This window comes from Bacillus sp. B1-b2, assembly GCF_009183415.1.
In the GTDB taxonomy this organism is placed as follows: Bacteria; Bacillota; Bacilli; order Bacillales; family Cytobacillaceae; genus Niallia.
Genome location: NZ_WEHU01000013.1, coordinates 103,752 through 128,028, shown reverse-complemented (window position 1 = coordinate 128,028; position 24,277 = coordinate 103,752). Strand labels below are relative to the sequence as shown.

Sequence of the window (24,277 nt, the reverse complement as noted above, 5' to 3'; positions counted from 1 at the left end):
CTTCCAATGGGTTGAATAGAAATCTCACAGCAAATGATTTCCTCTCTTTAAATCAACGGACATTGTACTACTCCCTGTCATTGCCTTTTATTTTAATAATATATATACTACCGAAAATAACATATTCTCGTCAATAAGGATAGCCTATTTTTTTTGCTTTTATTCTATCTTCTCATTTTTTTATTATATGTCCTTTTAAGCGTATGTTCTAGCTGAATCAAAAAATTGGCCCAAGGTCTAATCTTGGGCCTCTGCTTGTTCAGCTGCTTCTTGTTGTGCTTTCTTTTGGCGCTCAATTTCATCCACGCGCATCACCACATACTCCGTGTTCTTTAATAGCCAAAATTGCCTCAAAAGCTTTTGGGTAAACTTACGCTCATTTTTCTCTTTCTTTTCATTTTTCATATATTTTTCACATACTTTAATAACTGGTCCAGGATGTGCCAAATAACTTAAAAACAAAAGCATTTCATCGTTCTTTAAAGGATAATGATTAAAATACGTATATAACCATTCAATACAATCATCATTTTGCTTTGGTGTCGTTTTAAGGGAACGTGCTAGAAAGGGTAATAAATCATGACCAGGTGCTCCGTATCTTGCCTGTTCAAAATTAGTAAAGTACCCATATCCACGGTCATCGTACAAAAAATGTTCTGGCGAAATTTTCCCATGAATAATAGATACTCTAGCCTTCTCATCCTCTTTTGTTTCCTCATACCACTCTTTTAATTTGTTTTCTGAGTAAATAAGCGCCTGCCTTATATCATGATAGTACATACAAAACATTAGCTCAAATGGAGACATATATTCCTTGCTCTCACAATGTTCAATAAATCCATCTAAGAATTCCTGTTCTTTTTCTAAATCTAACAGAGTATTTTCATAATGCTCTTCTCGATCTTCCTTCTCAATCGTTACTTCTTTAGAGGATAGAATATGAAGTCTAGCTAATTCTCGAAACATTTGCTGATGTTTCTTAAAATAGGTTTCTCTATCTTCATTAGGAAGCCATGGCATCAGATAATACAACTTATTATCATATAAAACCGCATATCTTCCATCCATCGTAGGATAGATGGGAACGATGCGATTATATCCCTTTTGATAAAGCATACGAACATGTCTGGTAAAATCTGATCCATTATGAGGGTCAATCCCTTTTAATGCAAATGTCCCTTTATTACTGTAAATTTTCGCAAGCCTTCCAAACTCCTCTACAAAATGGGGTTCTACGGAGTATGGTTTTAAAATAGGTGTATATTTTTTTAACAAATTTTTTTCATTCATATCCGCCCACACTTTCTTCAAACGGAACATACTTAATTATTCTTTCTTCTAAAATAAGGCAAGCAGGATTATTTCTCCTGCCTGGATGGGTTAATGTTTATTTCTCTACAAAGCTTCCTGGTATATACAATACCTGTCCTTCATATATATCTTGATTTGCTTCCAATCTATTTTCTTTTAATAGATTATGGATATTTACATTGTACCTGTTGCTCAGTTTTTCTAAAGTATCTCCATGCTGCACAATACATACCTTCAGCTTTGTATGTGTTTCCTCTTCTTTTCTTGCAAAAAATTCGGTAAAGGTTAATGATTTTGTTTTACTAAAAAGACCCTTTTTCTTTTTAGGCTCTTCTGCTTGAGTGGAAGAGGATTCTTCTAACTCTTCTTGGTGCTCAAGCAATAATTCTTCCGTCTTAGAGATAGAAGAGGATTCTTGTGGAGGCTTTTGGTATACTTCTTCTGCCGAATAGACCTCTTCTTCACTACGAAACAAAGAAACTTTCATTTCTGGTACAGCGGGAACTTCTTCTGTTTCTTCTGTTTCTTCTGTTTCTTCTGTTTCTTCTCTTGCAGCCTCTGCAAAATAAGAGCTTTCATTAGAATTCCATTCATCTTCCTCTTCTGGTGCTTTTCTCACTTCTACTTCAAAGGAAGTATATAAATCATCTGATTGTTTTTCTACATGCTCCTCTAACAATGGGCTTGATGTTTGTAATGGAGTAAAAGTAATTTCCTCAGGTTCTTCATACTCTTGAGTCTCTACCTCTACCTCAGTTGTTGCTGATCCTCTAAATGCAAGCTCTATTTCTTCTACTTCTTCAAATGCTTCTATTTCCTCCGCTTCTTCATCCTCTCTCTCTTCCTGCTCTACTTCCACTAAGCCAGTGATCGATAAATCTGCGGTAAGGTTTAAGCAACTTGTTTCTGGAAAGACATAATCAAATGTTTCTACTTCGATTTCTAAATCCTCTAGGCTTGATACTCTTGATAGAGGGATTGTTATATCCACAGGAAAGTGATGTAAAAATTCGCAAACATTTTCTTCCCTCTCCATCACTGAATGAATTAATTTAGGAGCCTTAAATACATCCTCTTCTTCTTGTTCCCCCTCATTGTTTCGCTTATATTCACCACTTAATTCCAATGATCCTTGAATGTTAATATACTGATCGTTCTCTTGGATTGTTATATTTGGGTCAAGTGAGATGGAAAGCAATTCTGCTACTTCCTGTCCTTTTTGAAACCAGACCGACTCTTCCAACGAAAAGCGTAATGTTGACGAATTTTCTTGAGACAAAGCGACTCCTCCCTTCATTCCTTTCACGTATATATCACTATTGTCTTTACAAATTTATGAAGGGAAGAATCACTTTATGATTAGTTTCTTATGTTTATTGGAAAAATAAAAAACAGCGTATCTATCTTTGTAATAAAGAGGTAGACACGCTGTTTTTATAAATAAAACTTTAATTACTGTTTGAGATAGTTGTTTTTATAATTAGATATGTTTCCGATGCAGGGGTTCGCTTTCCACGGGGCGGGCGACGAGCTGAGGTCTACATGTGGCCTGCAGGGTCTCGTCTGTCTTGCTAATCCCGTAGGAGTCTGACCTATCCGCTCCAATCAACCTGGAAAATATTCTTTTTTTGCAACATATTATAAAAACCCCAGAAATTTTCTAAAATCACTTTGTCAAAAGTTATTTATTTCAACAATGAAAAAGCATGCTCTGCTGCTTGGATTGTTTTTTCCACATCTTCATTTGTTAGGGAAGTGGATAGGAACATTCCTTCGAATTGTGATGGTGGTAGGAATATGCCTTGTTCTAACATTGCATTATAAAATGATGCAAAATAATCTAGGTTAGATGTTTTTGCACTTTCATAATCTTTAACATCTTCGTTGGTGAAAAAGAATCCAATCATAGATCCCGCACGATTAACGGTAAATGGGATATCAAATTTCTTAGCGGCCATCGTTAAGCCACTCTCTAATACGTCTGCTTTTCGTATAAATTCTTGATACGTCTCTGGTGTTAACTGAGATAGCGTTTCATAACCAGCTGTCATGGCTAAAGGGTTACCTGATAGTGTTCCAGCTTGGTAGATAGGTCCGCTTGGAGCGATTTGATTCATAATCTCTGCTTTTCCACCATAAGCTCCTACTGGTAGTCCGCCACCGATTACTTTTCCTAAACAAGTCAAATCTGGAGTTATTCCAAAGTAGCTTTGTGCACAGCCATAATCCACTCGGAAGCCTGTCATTACTTCATCAAATATTAATAATGCCCCATATTTAGTAGTAATATCTCTTAACCCTTGTAAAAACCCTGGTTTCGGTGGGACAACTCCCATATTTCCTGCAACTGGTTCTACAATGATTCCAGCGATATCCTCTCCATACATAGAGAAAGCATATTTAATACTTTCTAAATCATTATAAGCAACCGTGATTGTATTTTTTGCCACTCCTTCTGGAACACCTGGGCTATCTGGTAAACCAAGTGTTGCTACACCTGATCCTGCTTTTATTAATAAGGAATCACCATGTCCATGATAGCAGCCTTCAAATTTTAAAATCTTATTACGACCTGTAAACCCTCGTGCTAAACGAATAGCACTCATAGTAGCTTCTGTTCCAGAAGAAACCATACGAACAATTTCAATACTTGGCACTCTTTCTTTAACAAGCGCAGCCAATTTATTTTCAATTAAAGTAGGAGCTCCAAAGCTCGTCCCTTTTTCTGCTACTTTTTTAATTGCTTCTACTACTTGATCATCTGCATGGCCAAGAATGAGTGGTCCCCATGATAAAACATAATCAATGTATTCATTGCCATCAATATCGTAAATTTTCGAACCTTTTCCAGATTCCATAAATACTGGATTTCTTTTAACAGACTTAAATGCACGTACAGGACTATTCACTCCACCTGGCATTAACTCGACTGCTTCTATATAGGCTTCTTCTGAATTTTTATATGAACGCATACTAATCCCTACCCTCTTATTGTTCTTTTAATAAACGTGCTACATCTTTAGCAAAGTAGGTGATAATTAAGTCTGCACCCGCACGCTTCATACCTACCATCATTTCCATAACTATCTTTTCTTCATCTATCCACCCGTTTTGCGCAGCAGCTTTTACCATGCTATATTCTCCGCTTACATTATAAATAACGATTGGCAATTGTAATTCATTTTTCATATCTCGAACGATATCTAAGTAAGGCAACCCAGGTTTCACAATTAAAAAATCTGCACCTTCTTCTACATCACTTTTCGCTTCTCTAAATGCTTCCACTCGATTTGCTGGATCCATTTGATATGATTTACGATCACCAAATTGAGGAGTACTATCAGCTGCTTCGCGGAAAGGACCGTAAAACGCAGATGAATATTTCACTCCATAGCTCATAATAGGTATATCAAGGAATCCTGCTTCATCCAGTCCTTTTCTGATTTCGTAAACAAAACCATCCATCATATTAGATGGAGCAATAATATCAGCTCCTGCTTCCGCTTGACTGACTGCTGATTTTACAAGTAGCTTAAGAGACTCATCATTTAATACTTTTCCTTCTTCAATCACTCCACAATGTCCATGGTCTGTATATTCACAAAGGCAAGTATCTGCAATAATTAAGATTTCAGGATAATTCTTTTTAATATATCGAATGCCTTCTTGAACAATTCCATGATCGTGAAATGCTTGAGTCCCACATTCATCCTTTTCATTTGGAATACCAAATAATAATACAGACTTAATTCCTAAAGCTTGCACTTCATCCATTTCTTCTTTTAGATGGTCGATTGATAAATTATAGATTCCAGGCATAGAAGAAATTTCCTTCTTAATATCTGTTCCTTCCGCAATAAACAGTGGATAAATTAAATCATCAATATGTATATGGTTTTCTCTTACTAACGCTCTCATATTAGCAGATGTTCTTAATCTACGGTGACGTTTAAATTCAGTCATGCTTTCTCTCTCCTATTCTATTTGTGACATATATCACTAATTCTTCTATCATGGCATCAATTGTATAAGGAATAGCTGTAATGTCTGCTTCTATGTCATATCTTTTCAAACACTCAGTTGTTATTGGTCCAATACTTACGATTATACAATTTCTTATATTTGTTACTAAATGATGCTTTTTCACAATTCCCATAAAATGTTCTACCGTTGAAGTACTTGTAAAAAAAAGAATATCTATGTTTTTTTTCTGTAAGTGTTCAACCAGCTCCACTTCACTTTCTTTTGGAAAGGAAGTTTCATAAAGAATAATTTCTTTGACCTCTTTAGACACTTTTTTTAATTCTAGGACAATATGATCTCTAGCTAAGTTTCCTTTCACTACAAGAATTTTATCTTGCTTAGAAATATGGGGAATGAAGTCAGTAACAAATTGCTCTGCAACATATTTAGATGGAATAAAGTCTGCATGGTATCCATAATTAAACAAGGTCTGATTTGTTTTTTCTCCAATAACAGCTATCTTTGTAGGCAATATTGTTTGGTGATCCCATTGGCGAAAAAAGGCATGAACACCATTACTACTCGTAAAAATGACCCAAGCAACCTCTGATTGAAGCAAAGAGGTATAAGTGGAGTCTGGGAGCCTTTTTTCTTTTATAGCAATTAAAGGTATCTCTATTGCTATGCCTCCTAATTCTGCTATCTTTTGTGACAACACACCAGCTTGTTCCTTTGAGCGTGACACTAAGATTTTTTTTCCTATTAGTGGGTTATGCATCTATAATATGCTCCTCTTTTAACTGATCTATTAGAGCTTTTGCTCCTTTCTCTGTTAAAAGATTTGCCGCTTTTTCTCCTATTTCAATAGGATTCTGACCACTTAAATTTTCTTTATAGATTGTCTTTCCATCTGGTGATATAACAAGTGCGGTTAGTTCTACGCCTTTATTACTAGATGTAGCAAATCCAGCTATAGGAACCTGGCATCCTCCATCCATTCTTTGTAGGAACTCTCTTTCAGCATAAACTGCTCTTGTCGTTTCCTGACAGGATAATTTACTTAAAAGCTCTAGTACTTCTTTGTCATCTTCTCTGCATTCAATAGCAAGTGCACCTTGCCCTACAGCTGGCAAACAAATTTCTGGCTCTAAGAATTCTGTTACTACATCCTTTGTCCAACCCATTCTAGACAATCCTGCTGCAGCTAGAATGATGGCATCATATTCTTCTGTTTCTAATTTATTTAGGCGTGTGTCAATATTCCCACGAATCCACTTAATTTCAAGATCTGGTCGTACTGCAAGTAGTTGAGCACCTCTTCTTAAGCTACTTGTTCCAATAATGGCGCCTTCTTTCAACTCTTTTAAAGGAATATGATTCTTACTAATTAACGCATCGCGATAATCTTCTCTTTTCGGAATACAACCGATTGTTAAACCTTTTGGAAGCACTGCTGGCATGTCTTTCATACTATGTACAGCGATGTCGATGTCTTTATCAAGCATTCCTTGCTCAATTTCTTTCACAAATAAGCCTTTTCCACCTACTTTTGATAAAGTAACATCCAGAATTACATCTCCTTTTGTTACTATTTCTTTCACTTCAAATTCAAAGGAAGAATCTAATTTTTTCAACTGATTGATTACCCAATTTGTTTGAGTAATAGCAAGCTTACTTCTTCTTGACCCCACGATAATTTTTCTCATATCATACAACCTCCATCGTTTCTTCTTTCTAATATGTAAACCTAGTAGTGAAAAGTAGAGAAATTACCTACTAAAAAGAAATTAATTAGTACAACTAAAAAACTTGCAATATTTAAGATAGCAATATTCCTTCCTCTTAACCTATTTGTCATTCGTAAATATAAGTAACAGCTATATATGAATAATACAATAAAGGAACTAACAATTTTCGGGTCATACCAAGGGAAAGTGGGATTTTGTATCATAGCCCATTGCACACCAAGAATTAATCCGATTAATAACATTGGTACCCCAAAGATATTCAATACATATGAAATATACTCAAGTCTAGCAAGATCCGCAATCCGCCTTAATTTCTTCCCCCATTTCTTTTGTTTTAGCAAATTAAACTGAATACAGTATAATAAGGAAAAAATAAAGGAAAGTGAAAATAATCCATAAGCTAATATAGCAGCTGTAATATGGATAAAAAGTAATTCGGAAACCACTTGATCTGCATTGACCATACTAGTGTCACTAGCAGGTGCAAAAGTATGAATGGCCATAATGATAAAACCAAGCACATTTGTAAAAAACACGATAAAATCTACTTTTAATAGCTTATTAATGACTAAGGATAATGTAACCAGTATCCATGAGTAAAAGTAGAGACCTTCCATAATATTTAAGATAGGAAAGCGTTCCATTTTAAAGATGTATACAATTAAAAAGGTGGATTGTAACGTCCATACAAACAAAAGTAACCAGAAAGCTATCTTATTCGCCCTCTGGTTATTATGCGTAAAATCAAAAAAGTATAATAGCACAGATAATGCATAAAGAATGATGGTAAATTCATGAAGTCTAGTCATAAAAATATCCTGCATATATGGTTCCCCTTTGAGCAGAAAAAATACTTATTTCCCCACTGAATAAAACAGTGGTTCCATATTTTCACTTTTATCATATCATTTTTATTTACCTTAAAGCTACAAGGAAAGATGCAGGTTATCTAAATAGTAATTTCTCTTACACTTGAATAGATGGCTGTACAATTGGAGCAAAAGCGTTACTTTCCGTTTCCTTTTCTTCTTTTGCATCTTCTTCTATAGTATCTATTTCTAAGTTAAATATCTTTTTAAACAGCTGTAAGGATTGTTCAGCGTCAGGGTGAGCAGCTAATTCTTTTGCCTGAAGTATTGGATCCTTTAACATTTGGTTAACGATACTTTTTGTATGTTTACTAATTAATTTTTTATCTCTTTCACTTAAATGTGGCAGCTTTCTTTCTAGGCTACGCATTGTTTCACCTTGGATGGATAGTGCTTTTTCACGTAGTGCAGTGATAACAGGAACAATACCTAGTAAATGGAGCCATTGATAAAATTCAACCATCTCTAGTTCTATCATCATCATGATTTTCTCGGCAGCTTTCTGGCGCTCTTGCAGGTTTGCTTCCACAATTCCTTCTAAATCATCAATATCATAAAGGAATACACTATCTAAGTCAGCTATGGAAGGATCAAGGTCTCTAGGAACAGCTATATCAACCATAAACAATGGGTTACCTTTACGGATTTTCTCTACTGCACTCATCATTGATTTATTGATTACAAAGCTATTAGAGCCAGTTGAACTGATAACAATATCTGCATCAAGTAATGCACATTGCAATTCATTTAAAGGCATTGCTTTTCCCTCAAACTTATTAGCTAGTGTTTCCGCCTTTTCTAGTGTGCGATTTATCACAGTAACATTTTTAGCACCGTTACTATATAAATTCTTTATCGCAAGCTCTCCCATTTTTCCTGCACCTAATATAAGCACATTTTTATTGTGTAATGTACCGAAAATCTTTTTAGCTAGTTCAACTGCAGCATAACTTACCGAAACAGCATTTGCTCCGATTTCTGTTTCCGTATGTGCTCGTTTAGCTAATGTGATAGCTTGTTTAAATAGTTGATTAAACACAGTACCTGTGGAATGAATAGATTGTGCTTCTAAGAAGCTAGAACGCACCTGACCTAGTATTTGTGTTTCTCCGACTACCATGGAGTTTAATCCACAAGCAACTTGGAAAAGATGGTTAATTGCTCCGTCTGTTTCGTACACAAATAAATAAGGAACAAACTCTTCTTGTTCCAATTGAAACCATTCTGCTAAAAATTGTTTTAGGTAATATCTACCAGTATGCAGCTGATCTACTACTGCGTATATCTCCGTACGGTTACAGGTTGATATAATTACATTTTCTAAAATGCTTTTTTTCTTTTGCAATTGACCCATCGCTTCCCCTAATCGCGAAGTATCAAATGTTAAGCGTTCACGTATTTCAACTGGGGCCGTTTTATAATTAAGTCCTACAACTACTATATGCATGTTTGAAATGACACCCCCATAAATCTTTTTTATCTAATATCATTAATTTATAATTATTATTATCATGTAGTTATTATAACAAATTTCCGTCACAAATGTGTAATAAAATACAAAGTAAATGTGAACAAAATGTGAAATCGTATGGTAATATATAGTATTGAAAAGGCTAAAAGAATTATACTTACGTTATTTACTAGTTATAGTTTATACATATATCTTATTATTATCTATAGTATACGAAACTTTAATTATTTGTTCACCACTCAAGTACAGTAACAAATAATTCGACTGTATTCAAGAAAAGTTTACTGGAAGCGGAGGAAATAATGAAAACACAGAAATGGTTCTCTGGAATCGTCCTAGTAGGTTTTGGATTGTATTTTATTTTGAAGAATTTTAGTATTACTCTTTTCCCAGATTTCTTCTCCTGGGCTACTTTATTAGTAATAGTAGGTTCGGCATTTCTCTTCCAAGGATACGGAGGGAAAGACTATGGTTCCATTTTACCCGGCGTTATACTAACTGGCTTTGGTCTTCATTTTCATTTAGTAAACAAATTAGCGATTTGGCCAGACCATACAGGAACATTTATTTTAATTATCGCGTTAGGATTTATCCTACAAAACCAGAAAACAGGTCAAGGGATGCTAAACGGTATTCTTTTCCTTCTACTCGCGGTCTTATTACTTTTTTATCAAGATATTCTTGGCTCCTTAACCTTTTTAAAGGTAAGCTCTCGAACGTTACATACTATAATACCAGTTCTGTTTATTCTAGTAGGGGGATATTATTTACTTTCCAAAAATAGAAAATAGAGATGTCTCGACACTGTTCCCTTTCTCCACTGCTTATCAGAGAAAGGGCACGGCGAGACATCTCTATTTAATTTTTCGCTAAATACTCAAGTAGTGACCAAACTTTATCCTTACCTTCTCCTGTTTCAGAAGAAAAAAGAATGAGGTAGTCCTCTTCGCTTAATTGCAATGTTTCTCTTGTTACTTTTAAATGTTTTTGCCACTGTGATTTTGAAATCTTGTCTGCTTTAGTAGCAATAATAATACAAGGAATATTATAGTGTTTTAAGAATTCATACATCGTCACATCATCATTTGTTGGTGGATGTCTTACATCTGTAATTAAAACAACCGCTTTTAATTGTTCTCTAGAGGTAAAATACGTTTCTAGCATTCTTCCCCATGCTTCTCTTTCTTTTTTAGAGACCTTTGCATATCCATATCCAGGGACATCTACGAAATGCATGATCTCATTAATCAAATAAAAGTTCAATGTTTGCGTTTTTCCTGGCTTAGACGATATACGAGCTAACGCTTTACGACCTAACATTTTATTAATAAAAGACGATTTTCCAACATTAGATCTCCCTGCAAGAGCAAATTCTGGAATATTGTCTTCAGGGTATTGATGTGGCTTTACTGCACTAATAACTATTTCTGCTTTATTTACTTTCAAAGATTTACACTTCCGTTCAATGCATGTTTTAATACTTCATCTACATGAGAAACAAGAATAAAGTCTAGTTCCTCTCTTATACTTTCAGGTATATCATCTATATCTTTGGCATTATCTTTAGGAATAATGATCGTTCTTAATCCTGCTCGATGTGCTCCAAGTGATTTTTCCTTCAAACCACCAATCGGAAGAACTCTTCCTCTTAGTGTTACTTCTCCGGTCATCCCAACTTCTTTCTTAATTGGTTTACCAGATAGAGCGGAAACAAGGGCTGTAACCATCGTAATACCTGCAGAAGGACCATCTTTAGGAACAGCACCCTCAGGAACGTGGATATGAATATCGTATTTCTCATGAAATTCAGTATCAATACCCAATTCTTTTGATTTAGAACGAATATAGCTAAATGCAGCTTGAGCAGATTCCTTCATAACATCACCTAGTTTACCTGTTAACACCAGTTTTCCTTTTCCTGGTGCTAATGATACCTCAATTTGCAAAGTATCGCCACCTACAGCTGTATATGCTAAACCTGTTGCTACACCGACTTGATCCATTTCTTCTGCTTGACCATAGTGGAAGATAGGTTTTCCTAAGAATTCTTCGATATTTTTCCCTGTAATGATTACCTTTTTCTTTTCAGTCGAAACAATCATTCTCGCCGTTTTTCGACAAATTTTAGCTAATTGTCTTTCTAAAGATCGCACGCCTGCCTCACGTGTATATAAACGAACAATCTTTTGAATTCCATCTTCTCGAATTTGGATTTGACCTTTTGTTAAGCCATGGTCTTTAATTTGCTTTGGTAGCAAATGATCTTTAGCAATATGAATTTTCTCTAACTCCGTATATCCAGCGATAGAAATAATCTCCATTCGGTCACGAAGAGGTCCTGGGATAGTCGAGAGATCATTTGCTGTTGCTATAAACATAACTTTAGATAAATCATATGTTTCTTCAATGTAATGGTCACTAAAGTTATGGTTCTGCTCAGGATCTAATACTTCTAGCATAGCAGAAGAAGGATCTCCTCTAAAATCATTAGACATTTTATCTATCTCATCTAAGAGGAAAACAGGATTTATAGTTTCGGCTTTTTTCATACCCTGTATAATTCTACCTGGCATTGCTCCTACGTAAGTTCTTCGATGTCCTCTTATTTCCGATTCATCTCGAACTCCTCCTAAGGATATACGTACAAAGTTTCGATTTAACGAACGAGCTATCGATTTAGCAAGACTTGTCTTCCCTACACCAGGAGGTCCTGCAAGACAAAGAATCGGTCCTTTTAAGGAATCAGTTAACTTTTGAACTGCTAAATATTCCAATACTCTTTCCTTTACCTTTTCTAGCCCATAATGATCGTGATTTAACACTTTTTCTGCTTTGATAATATCTAAATCATCTTCGGTTGCATTTGTCCAAGGTAAGGCTAATAGCCAATCAATATAGTTACGAATAACAGAACTCTCAGCAGAGGTGGATGGAATTTTCTCATAACGATCTAATTCTTTTAATGCCGTTACTTTGACATGATCAGGCATGCCTGCTTTTTCTATCTTTTCTAAAAGAGTACTTACCTCTGCACTTTTACCATCTTTATCACCAAGTTCTTTTTGAATGGCTTTCATTTGTTCGCGTAAGTAATATTCCTTTTGCGTTCTTTCCATGGATTTTTTTACGCGCTGACCAATTTTTTTCTCAAGATTAAGCACTTCTTTTTCGTTATGAATGATATCAATCACATAATTCATTCTTTGTTTCGGATCAAGGGTTTCTAAAATATGTTGCTTTTCTTTTAGTTTGATTGGTAAGTGGGAAGCAATAATATCTGCCATTCTCCCTGGCTCTTCCATATCAGAAACAGTCGCATATGTCTCTTGTGATATTTTTTTGGATATCTTTATGTATTGTTCAAAATACTGCAGCATTGTTCGCATTAAAGCTTCGTCTTCTACATCTTTTGTATTTTTTTCCTCATGAAACGAAAGACTTGCTGAAAAGTATCCATCTTCTTCTAATAACTCTTCCATTTCAGCTCGTTCAAGTCCTTCAACTAAAACGCGAATGGTTCCATTAGGTAGCTTTAACATTTGTTTTACTTTTGTTAATGTACCCATTTTGTATAAATCGTCTTCAGACGGTTCATCTATATCGATATCCTTCTGCATTGTAAGAAAAATTAAATGGTCTTCTACCATAGCTTTTTCAAGGGCTTGCACTGACTTATCTCGACCAACATCTAAATGAAGTACCATAGTTGGATACACAAGTAATCCTCGAAGCGGCAGGAGGGGTACTATTGTTTTTTTATTTTCCTCCATGTCGTTGCACCTCCAGCTTAAAAATCCTCTGTTATTATTATTTCTAGAAGTAATTCTACCTTTCTCTAGACGCTAATGCTTTGTACAATTCTATCTTATTTATGAAGAAGTGTCTATTAACTAGGATTATTAGTCCAAAAGGATAATTAGAACTCTAAATATTTTCAATTCACTTTGTACAAATGGTCATTACATCTTTTGAGCGAAATTTCGAAAAAGAAAGGGAAAAGGACATTTTCTCTCCATCCTTTTTTCTATCAGCATTTATATTAATTAAAATGGCTTATTTTCGTCTTTTCCATACAACAAATACAATATTCCTTAAAAAGAAATCTCCACTCTTCAATTATATAATAAATACTCTTCAGAATAAAATGAATAAACTAGTAAAGCCTTTATCAAGCAAGTGATAGAATGTTTCAGACTTGGGATGGATAGGCTAAAAAGGGAAGGTGAATGCATGAAATTTATTATGAAAAAAGTTATAAAAATATTTGATCAAGTAGACAAATACAATGGGATTACCAATGTTTTAGGAATGGGAGATCCTCATGTTGTGAAATTAGATAATCAGTGGTGGATGTTTTTTGGAGGTTTTCAAACTAATTTCAAAAATAATATTTTCACAGCTACATTACCAATTGGCGAGCCTTTAAGTAATAATAATTGGACAATCACAAGAAATGAGCAGCATTCCCATAAAGCTAAGGCTCTTACAAATAATTCCCCTAAAGGCGAATGGGATTCATTCGGCTACCATACACCATGTTATGTAAAAGGCATTGAACCTAATGGAGCATTTGTTGAAAGGGTATATTATGCAGGCAGAGGTTCAAACAAAGTAGTTGATAATAACGCGCCATATGCTATTGGATTTTTGGAGAAAAAGGGAAGTGAATGGTTTCGTCACCCTTTACCTGTTATAACGGGAACAGAGGAACTTCCTAATGTACTAGAACCTAATGTTAGATTTATAGAAGGTATGTGGAGAATGTGGTATGTAACCACTAAGCAGGAAACAGGGAAAAACGGATTCCCTCAATATAGAATACTTTACAGTGAAAGTAAAGACGGCCTATCTAATTGGTCAAAGCCTCAAGCTGTTTTTATAGAGAATGAAAATTTCTATAATGCCTCTGTACATCCGTCTAATAATGCTCATGGTTTTGAAATGGTTGTTTGTAGAAGTACAAACTTATATGGAAGAACTCCTTTTCCCAAACAAGGATTATGGATTTTAGAAGGCAAGGAAGCTAATGGAGATCGAATAAATTGGTCTGAATCACCACGATTAATTCTCGATTCTGATAAGGGACCTGAATGGTATAGAAATGGAGTTGCTAGTCCCATAGGTCATTATGGCGAATCCGAATATGACCAAGATACATTGTATCTTTTCTTTACCGGTTTACATAAACAGCGTAACTGGCTAAGGATTGCATTATATTGCTTAAAACATAAAAAATCTCTACCATTTCCTTCTCCATTTTACTTTTCAGTCGGTAAATTGGAGTTGAAGAAAGTACGATAAGGTAATCTGAAAAGATCCAAATATATTATAAATTATTATGGTCTTTACAGAAATCACTGCTCTAATCTTTTAATAAAGGAAAACCCTAACTATTTTAGCGAAGGTTTCATATCGCTTAATAGTTAGGGTTTTTTTTACGTCTAAACTGTATTTTAGATAAATCTATTCTATTTTCACTCTTTACTATATGCTCTCTTTCTTTGATAACTCCACTGTTGAAGCAGGTATAGCGTCTTCTTTCCAGCTTTCTTTCAGTAATGCATGCTCTAATACTTCGTTTAATGTACTAACTGGAATAATCGTAATTCCTTTTATTTCTTGTAGCATTGCTTGCATATTTTCCTTTGGAATTATGACTCTTTCTACTCCAGCGGCTTTTGCTGCTTTTATTTTTGCTACAGCACCACCAATGGCTTTCACTTTACCATGAATACTTATTTCTCCAGTCATCGCAACTTTACGGTCAATAGGCTGTTTGTAAATAGCAGAGTAAATTCCAGTCGCCATTGATATCCCGGCCGATGGACCATCAATTGGAACTCCTCCTGGAAAATTCACATGAATATCATATTGATTTGCTGGAACATCCATAGATCGTAACACTGTAATTACATTCTCAATTGAACCACGAGCCATACTTTTTCGTCTAATAGACTTCCCTTGTCCACCAATGCTCTCTTCCTCTACAATTCCTGTTATGTTAATAGATCCCTTTTCGTCTTTAGCAGGAATCACTGTAACTTCTATTTCTAATAAAGCACCAGTATTTGGCCCAATAACAGCCAATCCATTTACTGACCCTATTTGAGATTCCTGATTTATTTTTCTTTCCATTCTAGGTGATAATTGACTAGAATTTACTACCCATTCTAATTCTTCCTCTTTAATAAAATCTCTTTCTTCTCCGATAGCAAGACCTGCTGAAATCTGAACTATATTAACGGCTTCTCGGCCGTTTCTAGCATAATCTGAGAGTGTATCTAAAGCTTGATCACTTATAGTAAGATTCACTTTGTTAGCTGCTTTTTTTCCAATAGTAACTACTTCTTCTTTTGTTAATTCTCTAAAGAAGACTTCCATACATCTAGACCGAATCGCTGGTGGTATTTCATTCGGTGTCCGTGTCGTCGCTCCAATTAATCTGAAATCAGCAGGTAATCCATTTTTAAATATGTCATGAATATGTTTCGGTATTTGTGTATTTTCCTCATTATAATAAGCGCTCTCTAAAAAAACTTTTCGATCTTCTAATACTTTTAAGAGCTTATTCATTTGTGTAGGATGTAATTCCCCAATCTCATCTATAAAGAGAACACCACCATGAGCATTTGTCACGGCACCTTGTTTCGGTTGAGGAATTCCCGCTTGTCCCATCGCTCCTGCTCCTTGATAAATAGGATCATGTACAGAACCGATTAAAGGATCTGCAATTCCTCGTTCATCAAAACGCGCAGTAGTTGCATCTAATTCTATAAAGACAGAGTTTGTCTTAAAAGGGGATTTGTCATACTTTTTTGATTCCTCTAGCACAAGTCTTGCTGCTGCTGTTTTCCCAACACCAGGGGGACCATAAATGATAACATGTTGTGGATTAGGGCTGCATAAAGCAGCTTTTAACGCTTTAATACCATCCTCTTGCCCTACTATATCTGCAAAGCTAGTTGGTCTCACTTTTTCTGATAATGGCTCCGTTAACGAGATGGATCGCATCTTTCTTAGTTGGTCCATTTCTTTTTTGGATTCTCGGTCAATCGATACCTTTTGAGTTCGTTGGCTCTTCAATAAATTCCAAAAATATAGACCAATGATGATCCCAAAAAATAATTGTACAAATAACGCTATCTCCGCCCAACTCATATTCATAATACCTCCTGAGACTTGATGTTTTTTTAATAAGTAGGCTAGGCTTTATGTATTGCTGCAGAAACATTTTTTTAACAAAGCCATCTCTTAAAAAGTAGTATCTCCTTTCCTTAGTTGGAATAAACAAGATTCTTTTTAAAAGTATGGAAGAAAATTTATAGGTTCTTCTTTACTAATAAGAAAATAAACAAAAAAAAGAACCATCCTACCAAATTTGGTAAAAATGATTCTTCTCTTAACTGTTGTTTATGCAGAAGTTTTTGTTTCTTTGTCTAGGATAGTTCCATCTTCTAGAACAAGCTTTGGAGTAGCGTTTTCAGTTACCGTTTCTTTTGTAATAATACACTTCACAATATCATCACGAGATGGTAATTCAAACATAACATCCAGCATTATTCCTTCAATAATAGAACGTAATCCACGCGCACCTGTTTTTCTTTCAATTGCTTTCTTTGCAATTTCATTTAATGCATCTGGTTCAAATTCTAATTCTACATCATCTAGTTCCAGCATTTTTTTATACTGTTTAACTAGAGCATTTTTTGGTTTAGTCAGGATTTCCATTAATGCATCTTCATCTAGTTGTCCTAGACTAGCAATAACAGGTAGACGACCAATAAACTCTGGAATTAATCCAAAACGCAATAAATCTTCAGGTAACACTTTAGATAATAAATCTTTTTCTTCTGTCTCCGCTTGCTTCGCGTCTGAACCGAATCCAATTACTTTTTGACCAAGACGTCTTTTAATAATTGGTTCAATTCCATCAAATGCTCCACCACAAATAAACAGAATATTAGTAGTATCAATTTGAATAAACTCTTGGTGTGGATGTTTTCTTCCACCTTGTGGAGGCACACTTGCTACAGTACCTTCTAAAATTTTTAAAAGTGCTTGTTGTACTCCTTCACCAGATACATCTCTTGTAATAGATGGATTTTCTGATTTACGAGCTACTTTATCTATCTCGTCAATATAGATAATTCCTTTTTCCGCTTTTTCCACATCATAATCAGCAGACTGAATTAGCTTCAAAAGAATATTTTCTACGTCTTCTCCAACATACCCTGCTTCAGTTAAGCTAGTTGCATCTGCAATAGCAAATGGTACGTTTAAGATTCTAGCTAAGGTTTGTGCTAGTAAAGTTTTACCACTACCAGTAGGTCCGATTAAAGCGATGTTACTCTTAGACAATTCCACATCATCAATCTTACTGTTAGAGTTAATACGCTTATAATGATTATAAACTGCAACAGAAAGTGCCTTTTTCGCTTGGTCCTGTCCAATTACATATTCATCTAGAATATCACGAATTTCTGCTGGTTTCGGAACATCTTTAAATTCTACTTCTTCTTCCGTCCCTAGTTCTTCTTCCACAATTTCTGTACATAATTCGATACATTCATCACAAATGTATACTCCTGGTCCAGCTACTAATTTGCGGACTTGATCCTGCGTTTTCCCACAGAAAGAACATTTTAATTGTCCTTTTTCATCATTAAACTTAAACATGTCTTCACCCCTTAAAACTAACTTTGTATATGTTTACCGTTACGGATTATGAATCTTCATGGAAACTCTTTACTTCTTACAACAGTTATGTATTGAATTGTAACACAAGGTACCTTCGTACAGGAAACAATATACCTTGAGAGAAATTACTACTAAATAATCCGTAACATAAAACGTATGTACTTACATAAGCATAACCAGATTTCACATCTTTAAGTCTGGAAATATTACTCTTTCTCTGTTAAGTAGTCTTCCTGTACTTGTTGTTTGGAGTAACTAATAGCTTATTACCCCTTATTATATGTATATTAACATTAATATAAAACTAAGGCACGAAATAGTCGCGCCTTAGTTTTTATTTTCTTCTATTATGCAACAGTTTTACTGTTTTCTACAAGGAAATCGATTGCTTTTCTAACTTTAAGGTCCATTTCAACGTTTTCTACGCCACCAAGAGCTTGTTTAATAGCATCTACAGGCATATTATACATTCCAGACATATTTTCAAGTTCAGCATTTACTTCTTCTTCCGTTACTTCGATGTTTTCAGCAGCAACGATTGCTTCAAGTGTTAAGTTTACACGTACACGCTTCTCAGCATCTTCTTGCATTTGTGCTTTTAAAGCAGCTTCATCTTGACCAGAGAATTGGAAGTAAAGTTCAAGGTTCATACCTTGCATTTGAAGACGTTGTTCGAATTCATTCATCATGCGGTCGATTTCTGTATCATACATCGCTGATGGAATATCCATTGTTGCATTTTCAGCAGCTTTTTCTACAACAGTATCACGTACTGTGTGCTCTGCTTGGTGTTTTTTATCGTTCTCTAAACGAGTTTTAATTTTTTCTTTTAAATCAGCTAATGTTTCAGCTTCTTCATCTACATCTTTAGCAAATTCATCATCAAGTTCAGGAAGTTCTTTTCCTTTGATTTCATGAACTGTTACTTTAAAAGTAGCAGGCTTACCAGCTAATTCTTCTGCATGGTATTCTTCTGGGAAAGAAACTTCTACTTCTTTCACTTCACCAGTAGCAACTCCTACTAATTTTTCTTCAAAACCTGGGATAAATTGTCCTGAACCAAGTTCTAATGAGAAGTTTTCAGCAGTTCCGCCTTCAAAAGCTACTCCATCTTGGAAGCCTTCGAAATCAATCACAACTGTATCGCCTAATTCAGCAGTTCCTTCTTCTTTTACTACTAATTCAGCTTGTTTTTCTTGAAGAGCTTTGATTTCTGCTTCTACATCTTCATCTGTAACATTTGTATCAACTGCTGGTACTTCTAAACCTTTGTACTCACCTAGAGTAACTTCAGGCTTAACTGTAACAGTAGCTTTGAAGATTAATGTTTTACCTTTTTCGATTTGTTCTACATCGATTTCAGGACGATCTACTGGATCGATTCCTGTTTCGTCAATTGCATTAGCATAAGCTTCTGGTAAAAGAATATCGATTGCATCTTGGTATAAAGATTCAACACCAAAACGTTGTTCGAACATTCCACGTGGGATTCTACCTTTACGGAATCCTGGAATATTTACTTGCTTTACTACTTTTTTGAATGCTAAGTCTAAACCTTCGTTTAGTTTTTCAGCATCTAATTCAATTGTAAGAACCCCGCGGTTCCCTTCTAAAACTTCCCATTTAGCTGACATACTATTATTTCCCTCCAACAATCTATTCTACTTTTTCATTACTTCTTTGAATGTTTAGATAGAACTTTGTCTTTAAGTTACGTTTAGACAGTATTGTCATTCATAACCTATTTTTTCTAAAAAGCAATATCTAGTTAAAATATACATCCTCGCATTATCTAAATGCAACCATTACATTATATCATAGGTTCTAGTTGTTTCAACATCCAAGCCTAAATATTAGGATAAGAAATTTCCTCAAGTCTTGAAATGAACTGTTTTGCTTGCTGTAAATCTTCTAATTTAATTTCATATAAACTTGATATTATAGCTGATTCTTCCTGTCCAAAATATTCTGTGACAATGGAATGATAAGCAGCAGCCCAAGTATCAACTGAGTAATTTTCCAAAGGAAAAGGATACAATAGAAAGCTTTGCCGGTCTACTAACAGTCTAATGTTTTCAAACAAAACTGGGTCATTACTTTCTACCTTATCAATTAATATCTCTATTATGTCAGCTTGTTGTATTTGATTTTGGATATCCTCTAGTTCAGAAGGAATAACATTTATAATTCTATCAAATTTTTGAATACTTATCTCTTGGTTATATTCTTGTTCTTTTAATATATTTAAAAGCATTGTTTTTAGAAATGGATTACTTTCTTGAGACTGTAAGAATACCTTTACTTCTTCTATATAAGAACGAATATTTTGTTCGGAAAGATTGGCAATAAGAAGCATTTGTTCATTAGGATCTTGAATGGATTGTAAGTGTAATGGTTGTACATCACGTTCTTCTTTAATTTCTACTTCTATACGATCAGAGAGCACCATTTTTCTACTAAACTCTAGCATTTTAGAAAAATGCTCCATTCTATTAGCTGGGATTTGATGATCTTCTAATAAAACTTCTATTGTTGTAACAATCTCCTGATATTCATGTAATTGAACGAGAATCATGATGTATAAATCTAATACTTCGATGTATTCACCTGATCCATCAGCAAGCATTTCTTTCGCAATTTCTTTTGCTTTTTGTAACAATCCTAGCTCAAAATAAGCAAGTACAAGGCCAATTTTTGTTTCACTATTAGCAGGATTAATGGTTAATGCCTCTTCTAATAATGGAACGGCCTCTTTGTATTTTTTTTGTTGAATAGCATCTAGTCCTTTTTCTAACAATCGTTTATCTAAATTGGGGAAAAAGAAAATATTATTTTTTTGTTCAGGCTCGTTCTTTTTCATTTATTTAACCGCCTATACCATCTTTTTGTTGCTAGTGTAGCATTACTTCTTCTCTAACTGCAACAAGTGGCTGATTTCCACATAAAAAAGGGCATTCTTTTTTAAGAATACCTCTTTTTATATCAATTATTCTCATATGCTAAGATGGCTTCGTCGTATTGTAATGTAATTTCGATTTCGTCCCAGCCGTTTACGAGCATTTTCTTCCAATAAGGGTGAATGGTAAAGGTAGCTTGAAAGCCACTTTCATCTTCGACTGTTTCGTTTTCTAAATTAATATGCAAGGAATACGGTTGATTTTTTGCTGCTGTTAGTAAATACTCCACCTCTTCTGGAGTTAATTGAACTGGTAGCATTCCGTTTTTTAAACAGTTCTGATAGAAAATATCAGCAAATGATGGAGCGATAACTACTTGAAATCCATAATCGTGTAATGCCCATGGTGCGTGCTCTCTTGATGAACCACAACCAAAGTTCTTATTGGCTATTAGAATAGATGCTCCTTGATTTTCTGGAAAGTTCAATTCAAATTCTGGATTTGGCTCTCCATTTTTCAGATAACGCCAATCAAAGAAAGCAAAGCGACCAAATCCTGTTTTCTCTATTCTTTTTAGAAATTGCTTCGGAATGATTTGATCTGTATCAACATTCACACGATCCATTGCAACCGCCTTTGCAAATAGCTTTTTAAATCCACTCACAAAAGTAACCTCCTTTTAGTAAGAGCAAGCATTACATCTACATGTATTTTTTGCATGCTATATTCCTGATTCTTATACTAGTTCCGCTGTTGTTGATTTTCTTATATCAATAAAGCGACCGTTTAACGCTGCTATTGCTGCCATTGCAGGACTAACTAAATGAGTTCTTGCGCCAGCGCCTTGTCTTCCTTCAAAGTTACGATTGGATGTTGATGCACAGTGTTCGCCACTTGGTACCATGTCGTTGTTCATACTTAAACACATACTACAACCAGCATCTCGCCATTCAAATCCAGCTTCCGTGAATAAAGAATGAAGACCTTCTTGTTCTGCTTGTTTTTTTACTTGTTGTGAACCAGGTACAACAAGCGCTCTTACACCAGGAAATACTTTTTGTCCTTTAATGACATTTGCCGCCTGTCTTAAATCTTCTATTCTTGAATTTGTACAGGAACCGATAAATACATGTTGTATTGCAATATCTGTAATAGCTTGCCCCTCTTTAAGTCCCATGTAATCTAAGGCACTTTTTAGAGCTCTACGATCTGTTTCTTCTGCGAAATCTGCTGATGTAGGAATAAATTCATCTACTTTTGCTGTCATAGAAGGATTGGTACCCCAACTAACCATCGGTGCAATATCATTTCCATCAATAATGATTTCTTTATCATACACTGCATCATGATCTGATACGAGTGAACTCCATTCTTTAATGGCTGCCTCATAATTTTCAGGAGCATACTTTCTTCCTTTTAAATAGGAATAGGTTATTTCATCTGGACTTACTAATCCAGCACGAGCTCCTCCTTCAATAGACATATTACAAATTGTCATTCGCTCTTCCATCGAAAGAGAACGGATAACATCTCCGGTGTATTCTATTACATGTCCTGTTCCAAAATTGACTCCATATTTGGATAATATATAGAGAATAACATCCTTTGCATTGACACCATATGCCAAGCTTCCATTCACTTCTACCTTCAAAGTCTTTGGCTTTGTTTGCCATAAGGTTTGAGTTGCTAGTACATGCTCCACTTCGCTTGTTCCAATTCCAAATGCAAGTGCTCCGAACGCTCCATGTGTTGAGGTATGACTATCTCCACAAACAATTGTTTTCCCAGGCTGAGTTAATCCAAGTTCCGGTCCTATCACATGTACAATCCCTTGTTCAGGGCTATTTAAATCAGCTAATGGAACATTAAATTCTTTACAGTTTTTTTCTAGGGTTGTCATTTGATTTAATGCTACTTCATCGTCTACTTTAAATCGATTTATTGTAGGAACATTGTGATCCATTGTTGCAAAAGTTCTATCTGGACGTCTTACTGTACGATTTTTCATTCTTAATCCTGAAAAAGCTTGCGGAGAGGTAACTTCATGTACTAAATGCAGATCAATATAGAGTAAATCTGGTTTCCCCTCTTCTCTATGCACAATATGCTTTTCCCAAACTTTATCTATAATGGATTTGCCCATTGTTAACCCTCCATTTCTCCGATCGATCCTTATTTTCTTAAAGCCTTGTGGATTTTTTATTTAATAGCACTACTATTTACTAGCACATCTATTTCTTTTCTTACTTCTTGAACCATTTCTGTGGTGGAAACTAGAATAGTATTAGGAGCTAGAATATCTCTTGTTCTTATGCCTTTATTTAACACATTTTTCACAGCTTCTTCAATTACACTGGCTTCTCTTTCTAATTGAAAAGAAGTTTTTAACATCATACTTACTGATAGGATAGTAGCTAAAGGGTTAGCTATATTTTGTCCTGCAATATCTGGTGCAGAACCGTGTATTGGCTCATATAGATATGGGCCACCCTCTGACAGACTTGCGGAAGCAAGCATACCTAAAGAGCCTGTTAATACAGATGCCTCATCACTTAGAATATCGCCAAACATATTTTCTGTTACCAACACATCAAATTGTCTTGGATTACGAATTAGTTGCATAGCTGCATTATCTACAAGCATATGCTCAAGCTCTACATCTGGATAATCTTGAGCTATTTCATTGGCAATTTCTCTCCACAATCTACTAGTCTCTAATACATTTGCTTTATCCACTGACGTTACTTTTTTCGATCTTGTTCTAGCTACTTCAAACGCTTTTTTAACTACTCGTTCTATTTCTTCTTTTTTATATACTAGTGTATCAACTGCTCCTGGTTTTCCATCTACGGTTACTCGTTCACTTGGAGTTCCAAAGTAAATACCACCTGTTAGCTCTCTAACTACCAACAAATCTACTCCCTTAATAACTTCCTCTCTTAAAGGTGAGGCACTTGCTAAGCTTTCAAAGTATGTAGTTGGCCTTAGATTAGCAAATAAGTTTAATTCTTTTCTAATCTTTAATAACCCTTGTTCTGGACGCATTGGAACCGGAAGTGAATCCCACTTCGGTCCCCCTACCGCTCCTAAAAGGATAGCATCACAGCTTTTGCAAAGAGAAACAGTTTCATCTGGTAATGGCGTTCCTGTCTTATCTGTTGCACATCCACCTATATCACCATATTCTAATTCTACTTCATGACCAAAAGCCTCTGTTATTGTATGTAAAACCTGAATAGCACCAGCTACTATTTCAGGTCCAATTCCATCTCCAGGTAAAACTGCAATTCTTTTCTTCATACTTAACCGCTCCTATCTAAA

At 35.1% G+C, this 24,277-nt stretch carries 19 protein-coding genes and 1 other annotated feature (1 of these 20 running past the window's edge); of the genes, 2 read left to right on the top strand and 17 right to left on the bottom strand.

Annotated features, from left to right (window positions below):
* Positions 1–90, bottom strand: a binding site (T-box leader) (it extends 141 nt beyond the left edge of the window).
* Between the two features lie 147 nt (positions 91–237).
* The 8 genes from ysxE to hemA form a co-directional block, all read right to left on the bottom strand.
* A complete protein-coding gene (gene ysxE, locus F9279_RS14235) occupies positions 238–1,290 on the bottom strand; it encodes a spore coat protein YsxE (RefSeq protein ID WP_152114147.1) in 1,053 nt (350 codons plus the stop codon).
* 97 nt (positions 1,291–1,387) lie between these two features.
* Positions 1,388–2,590 (bottom strand): stage VI sporulation protein D, encoded by a 1,203-nt coding sequence (gene spoVID / locus F9279_RS14230; RefSeq protein WP_152114145.1) that lies wholly within the window; start codon positions 2,588–2,590, stop codon positions 1,388–1,390.
* A 406-nt stretch (positions 2,591–2,996) separates the two neighbouring features.
* The gene (gene hemL, locus F9279_RS14225) at positions 2,997–4,283 is read right to left on the bottom strand and encodes a glutamate-1-semialdehyde 2,1-aminomutase (protein ID WP_152114143.1); all 1,287 of its coding nucleotides are present in this window, start codon (positions 4,281–4,283) and stop codon (positions 2,997–2,999) included.
* Between the two features lie 16 nt (positions 4,284–4,299).
* A complete protein-coding gene (hemB, locus tag F9279_RS14220; RefSeq protein ID WP_152114141.1) occupies positions 4,300–5,274 on the bottom strand; it encodes a porphobilinogen synthase in 975 nt (324 codons plus the stop codon).
* Positions 5,267–6,052, bottom strand: coding sequence for a uroporphyrinogen-III synthase (locus F9279_RS14215; protein WP_152114139.1), 786 nt, complete (start codon positions 6,050–6,052; stop codon positions 5,267–5,269). The genes hemB and F9279_RS14215 overlap by 8 nt, the downstream gene beginning before the upstream one ends.
* Positions 6,045–6,980: a hydroxymethylbilane synthase gene (gene hemC / locus F9279_RS14210; protein ID WP_152114137.1), complete on the bottom strand. Its 936-nt coding sequence runs from the start codon at positions 6,978–6,980 to the stop codon at positions 6,045–6,047. Before hemC ends, F9279_RS14215 begins: the two co-directional genes overlap by 8 nt.
* A 41-nt stretch (positions 6,981–7,021) precedes the next feature.
* The gene (locus tag F9279_RS14205; RefSeq protein WP_152114135.1) at positions 7,022–7,846 is read right to left on the bottom strand and encodes a cytochrome c biogenesis protein; all 825 of its coding nucleotides are present in this window, start codon (positions 7,844–7,846) and stop codon (positions 7,022–7,024) included.
* Positions 7,847–7,988: 142 nt separating this feature from the next.
* Positions 7,989–9,338 (bottom strand): glutamyl-tRNA reductase, encoded by a 1,350-nt coding sequence (hemA, locus tag F9279_RS14200; protein ID WP_152114133.1) that lies wholly within the window; start codon positions 9,336–9,338, stop codon positions 7,989–7,991.
* Between the two features lie 326 nt (positions 9,339–9,664).
* Here hemA and F9279_RS14195 point away from each other — a divergent pair, with 326 nt between their 5' ends.
* The gene (locus F9279_RS14195; RefSeq protein WP_152114131.1) at positions 9,665–10,153 is read left to right on the top strand and encodes a LiaI-LiaF-like domain-containing protein; all 489 of its coding nucleotides are present in this window, start codon (positions 9,665–9,667) and stop codon (positions 10,151–10,153) included.
* 67 nt (positions 10,154–10,220) lie between these two features.
* Here F9279_RS14195 and yihA read toward each other — a convergent pair whose 3' ends face one another.
* Complete coding sequence (gene yihA, locus F9279_RS14190; RefSeq protein ID WP_152114129.1) at positions 10,221–10,808, bottom strand: ribosome biogenesis GTP-binding protein YihA/YsxC; 588 nt, start codon at positions 10,806–10,808, stop codon at positions 10,221–10,223.
* A complete protein-coding gene (lon, locus tag F9279_RS14185) occupies positions 10,805–13,132 on the bottom strand; it encodes an endopeptidase La (protein ID WP_152114127.1) in 2,328 nt (775 codons plus the stop codon). Before lon ends, yihA begins: the two co-directional genes overlap by 4 nt.
* A 472-nt stretch (positions 13,133–13,604) precedes the next feature.
* Here lon and F9279_RS14180 point away from each other — a divergent pair, with 472 nt between their 5' ends.
* Positions 13,605–14,663: a hypothetical protein gene (locus tag F9279_RS14180; protein ID WP_193224576.1), complete on the top strand. Its 1,059-nt coding sequence runs from the start codon at positions 13,605–13,607 to the stop codon at positions 14,661–14,663.
* 183 nt (positions 14,664–14,846) lie between these two features.
* Here F9279_RS14180 and lonB read toward each other — a convergent pair whose 3' ends face one another.
* The 7 genes from lonB to leuB all read right to left on the bottom strand — a co-directional run bounded on the left by lonB (position 14,847) and on the right by leuB (position 24,256).
* Complete coding sequence (lonB, locus tag F9279_RS14175; protein WP_152114123.1) at positions 14,847–16,520, bottom strand: ATP-dependent protease LonB; 1,674 nt, start codon at positions 16,518–16,520, stop codon at positions 14,847–14,849.
* 252 nt (positions 16,521–16,772) lie between these two features.
* The gene (clpX, locus tag F9279_RS14170) at positions 16,773–18,038 is read right to left on the bottom strand and encodes an ATP-dependent protease ATP-binding subunit ClpX (protein WP_152114120.1); all 1,266 of its coding nucleotides are present in this window, start codon (positions 18,036–18,038) and stop codon (positions 16,773–16,775) included.
* A gap of 368 nt (positions 18,039–18,406) precedes the next feature.
* Complete coding sequence (tig, locus tag F9279_RS14165) at positions 18,407–19,693, bottom strand: trigger factor (RefSeq protein WP_152114118.1); 1,287 nt, start codon at positions 19,691–19,693, stop codon at positions 18,407–18,409.
* Between the two features lie 212 nt (positions 19,694–19,905).
* Positions 19,906–20,919: a tetratricopeptide repeat protein gene (locus F9279_RS14160; RefSeq protein WP_152114116.1), complete on the bottom strand. Its 1,014-nt coding sequence runs from the start codon at positions 20,917–20,919 to the stop codon at positions 19,906–19,908.
* A gap of 122 nt (positions 20,920–21,041) precedes the next feature.
* Positions 21,042–21,620: a 3-isopropylmalate dehydratase small subunit gene (gene leuD / locus F9279_RS14155; RefSeq protein WP_152114114.1), complete on the bottom strand. Its 579-nt coding sequence runs from the start codon at positions 21,618–21,620 to the stop codon at positions 21,042–21,044.
* A 72-nt stretch (positions 21,621–21,692) separates the two neighbouring features.
* On the bottom strand, positions 21,693–23,099 hold the full coding sequence (leuC, locus tag F9279_RS14150; RefSeq protein WP_152114112.1) for a 3-isopropylmalate dehydratase large subunit: 1,407 nt from the start codon (positions 23,097–23,099) through the stop codon (positions 21,693–21,695).
* Between the two features lie 56 nt (positions 23,100–23,155).
* On the bottom strand, positions 23,156–24,256 hold the full coding sequence (gene leuB, locus F9279_RS14145) for a 3-isopropylmalate dehydrogenase (RefSeq protein ID WP_152114109.1): 1,101 nt from the start codon (positions 24,254–24,256) through the stop codon (positions 23,156–23,158).
* Positions 24,257–24,277 lie beyond the last annotated feature (21 nt).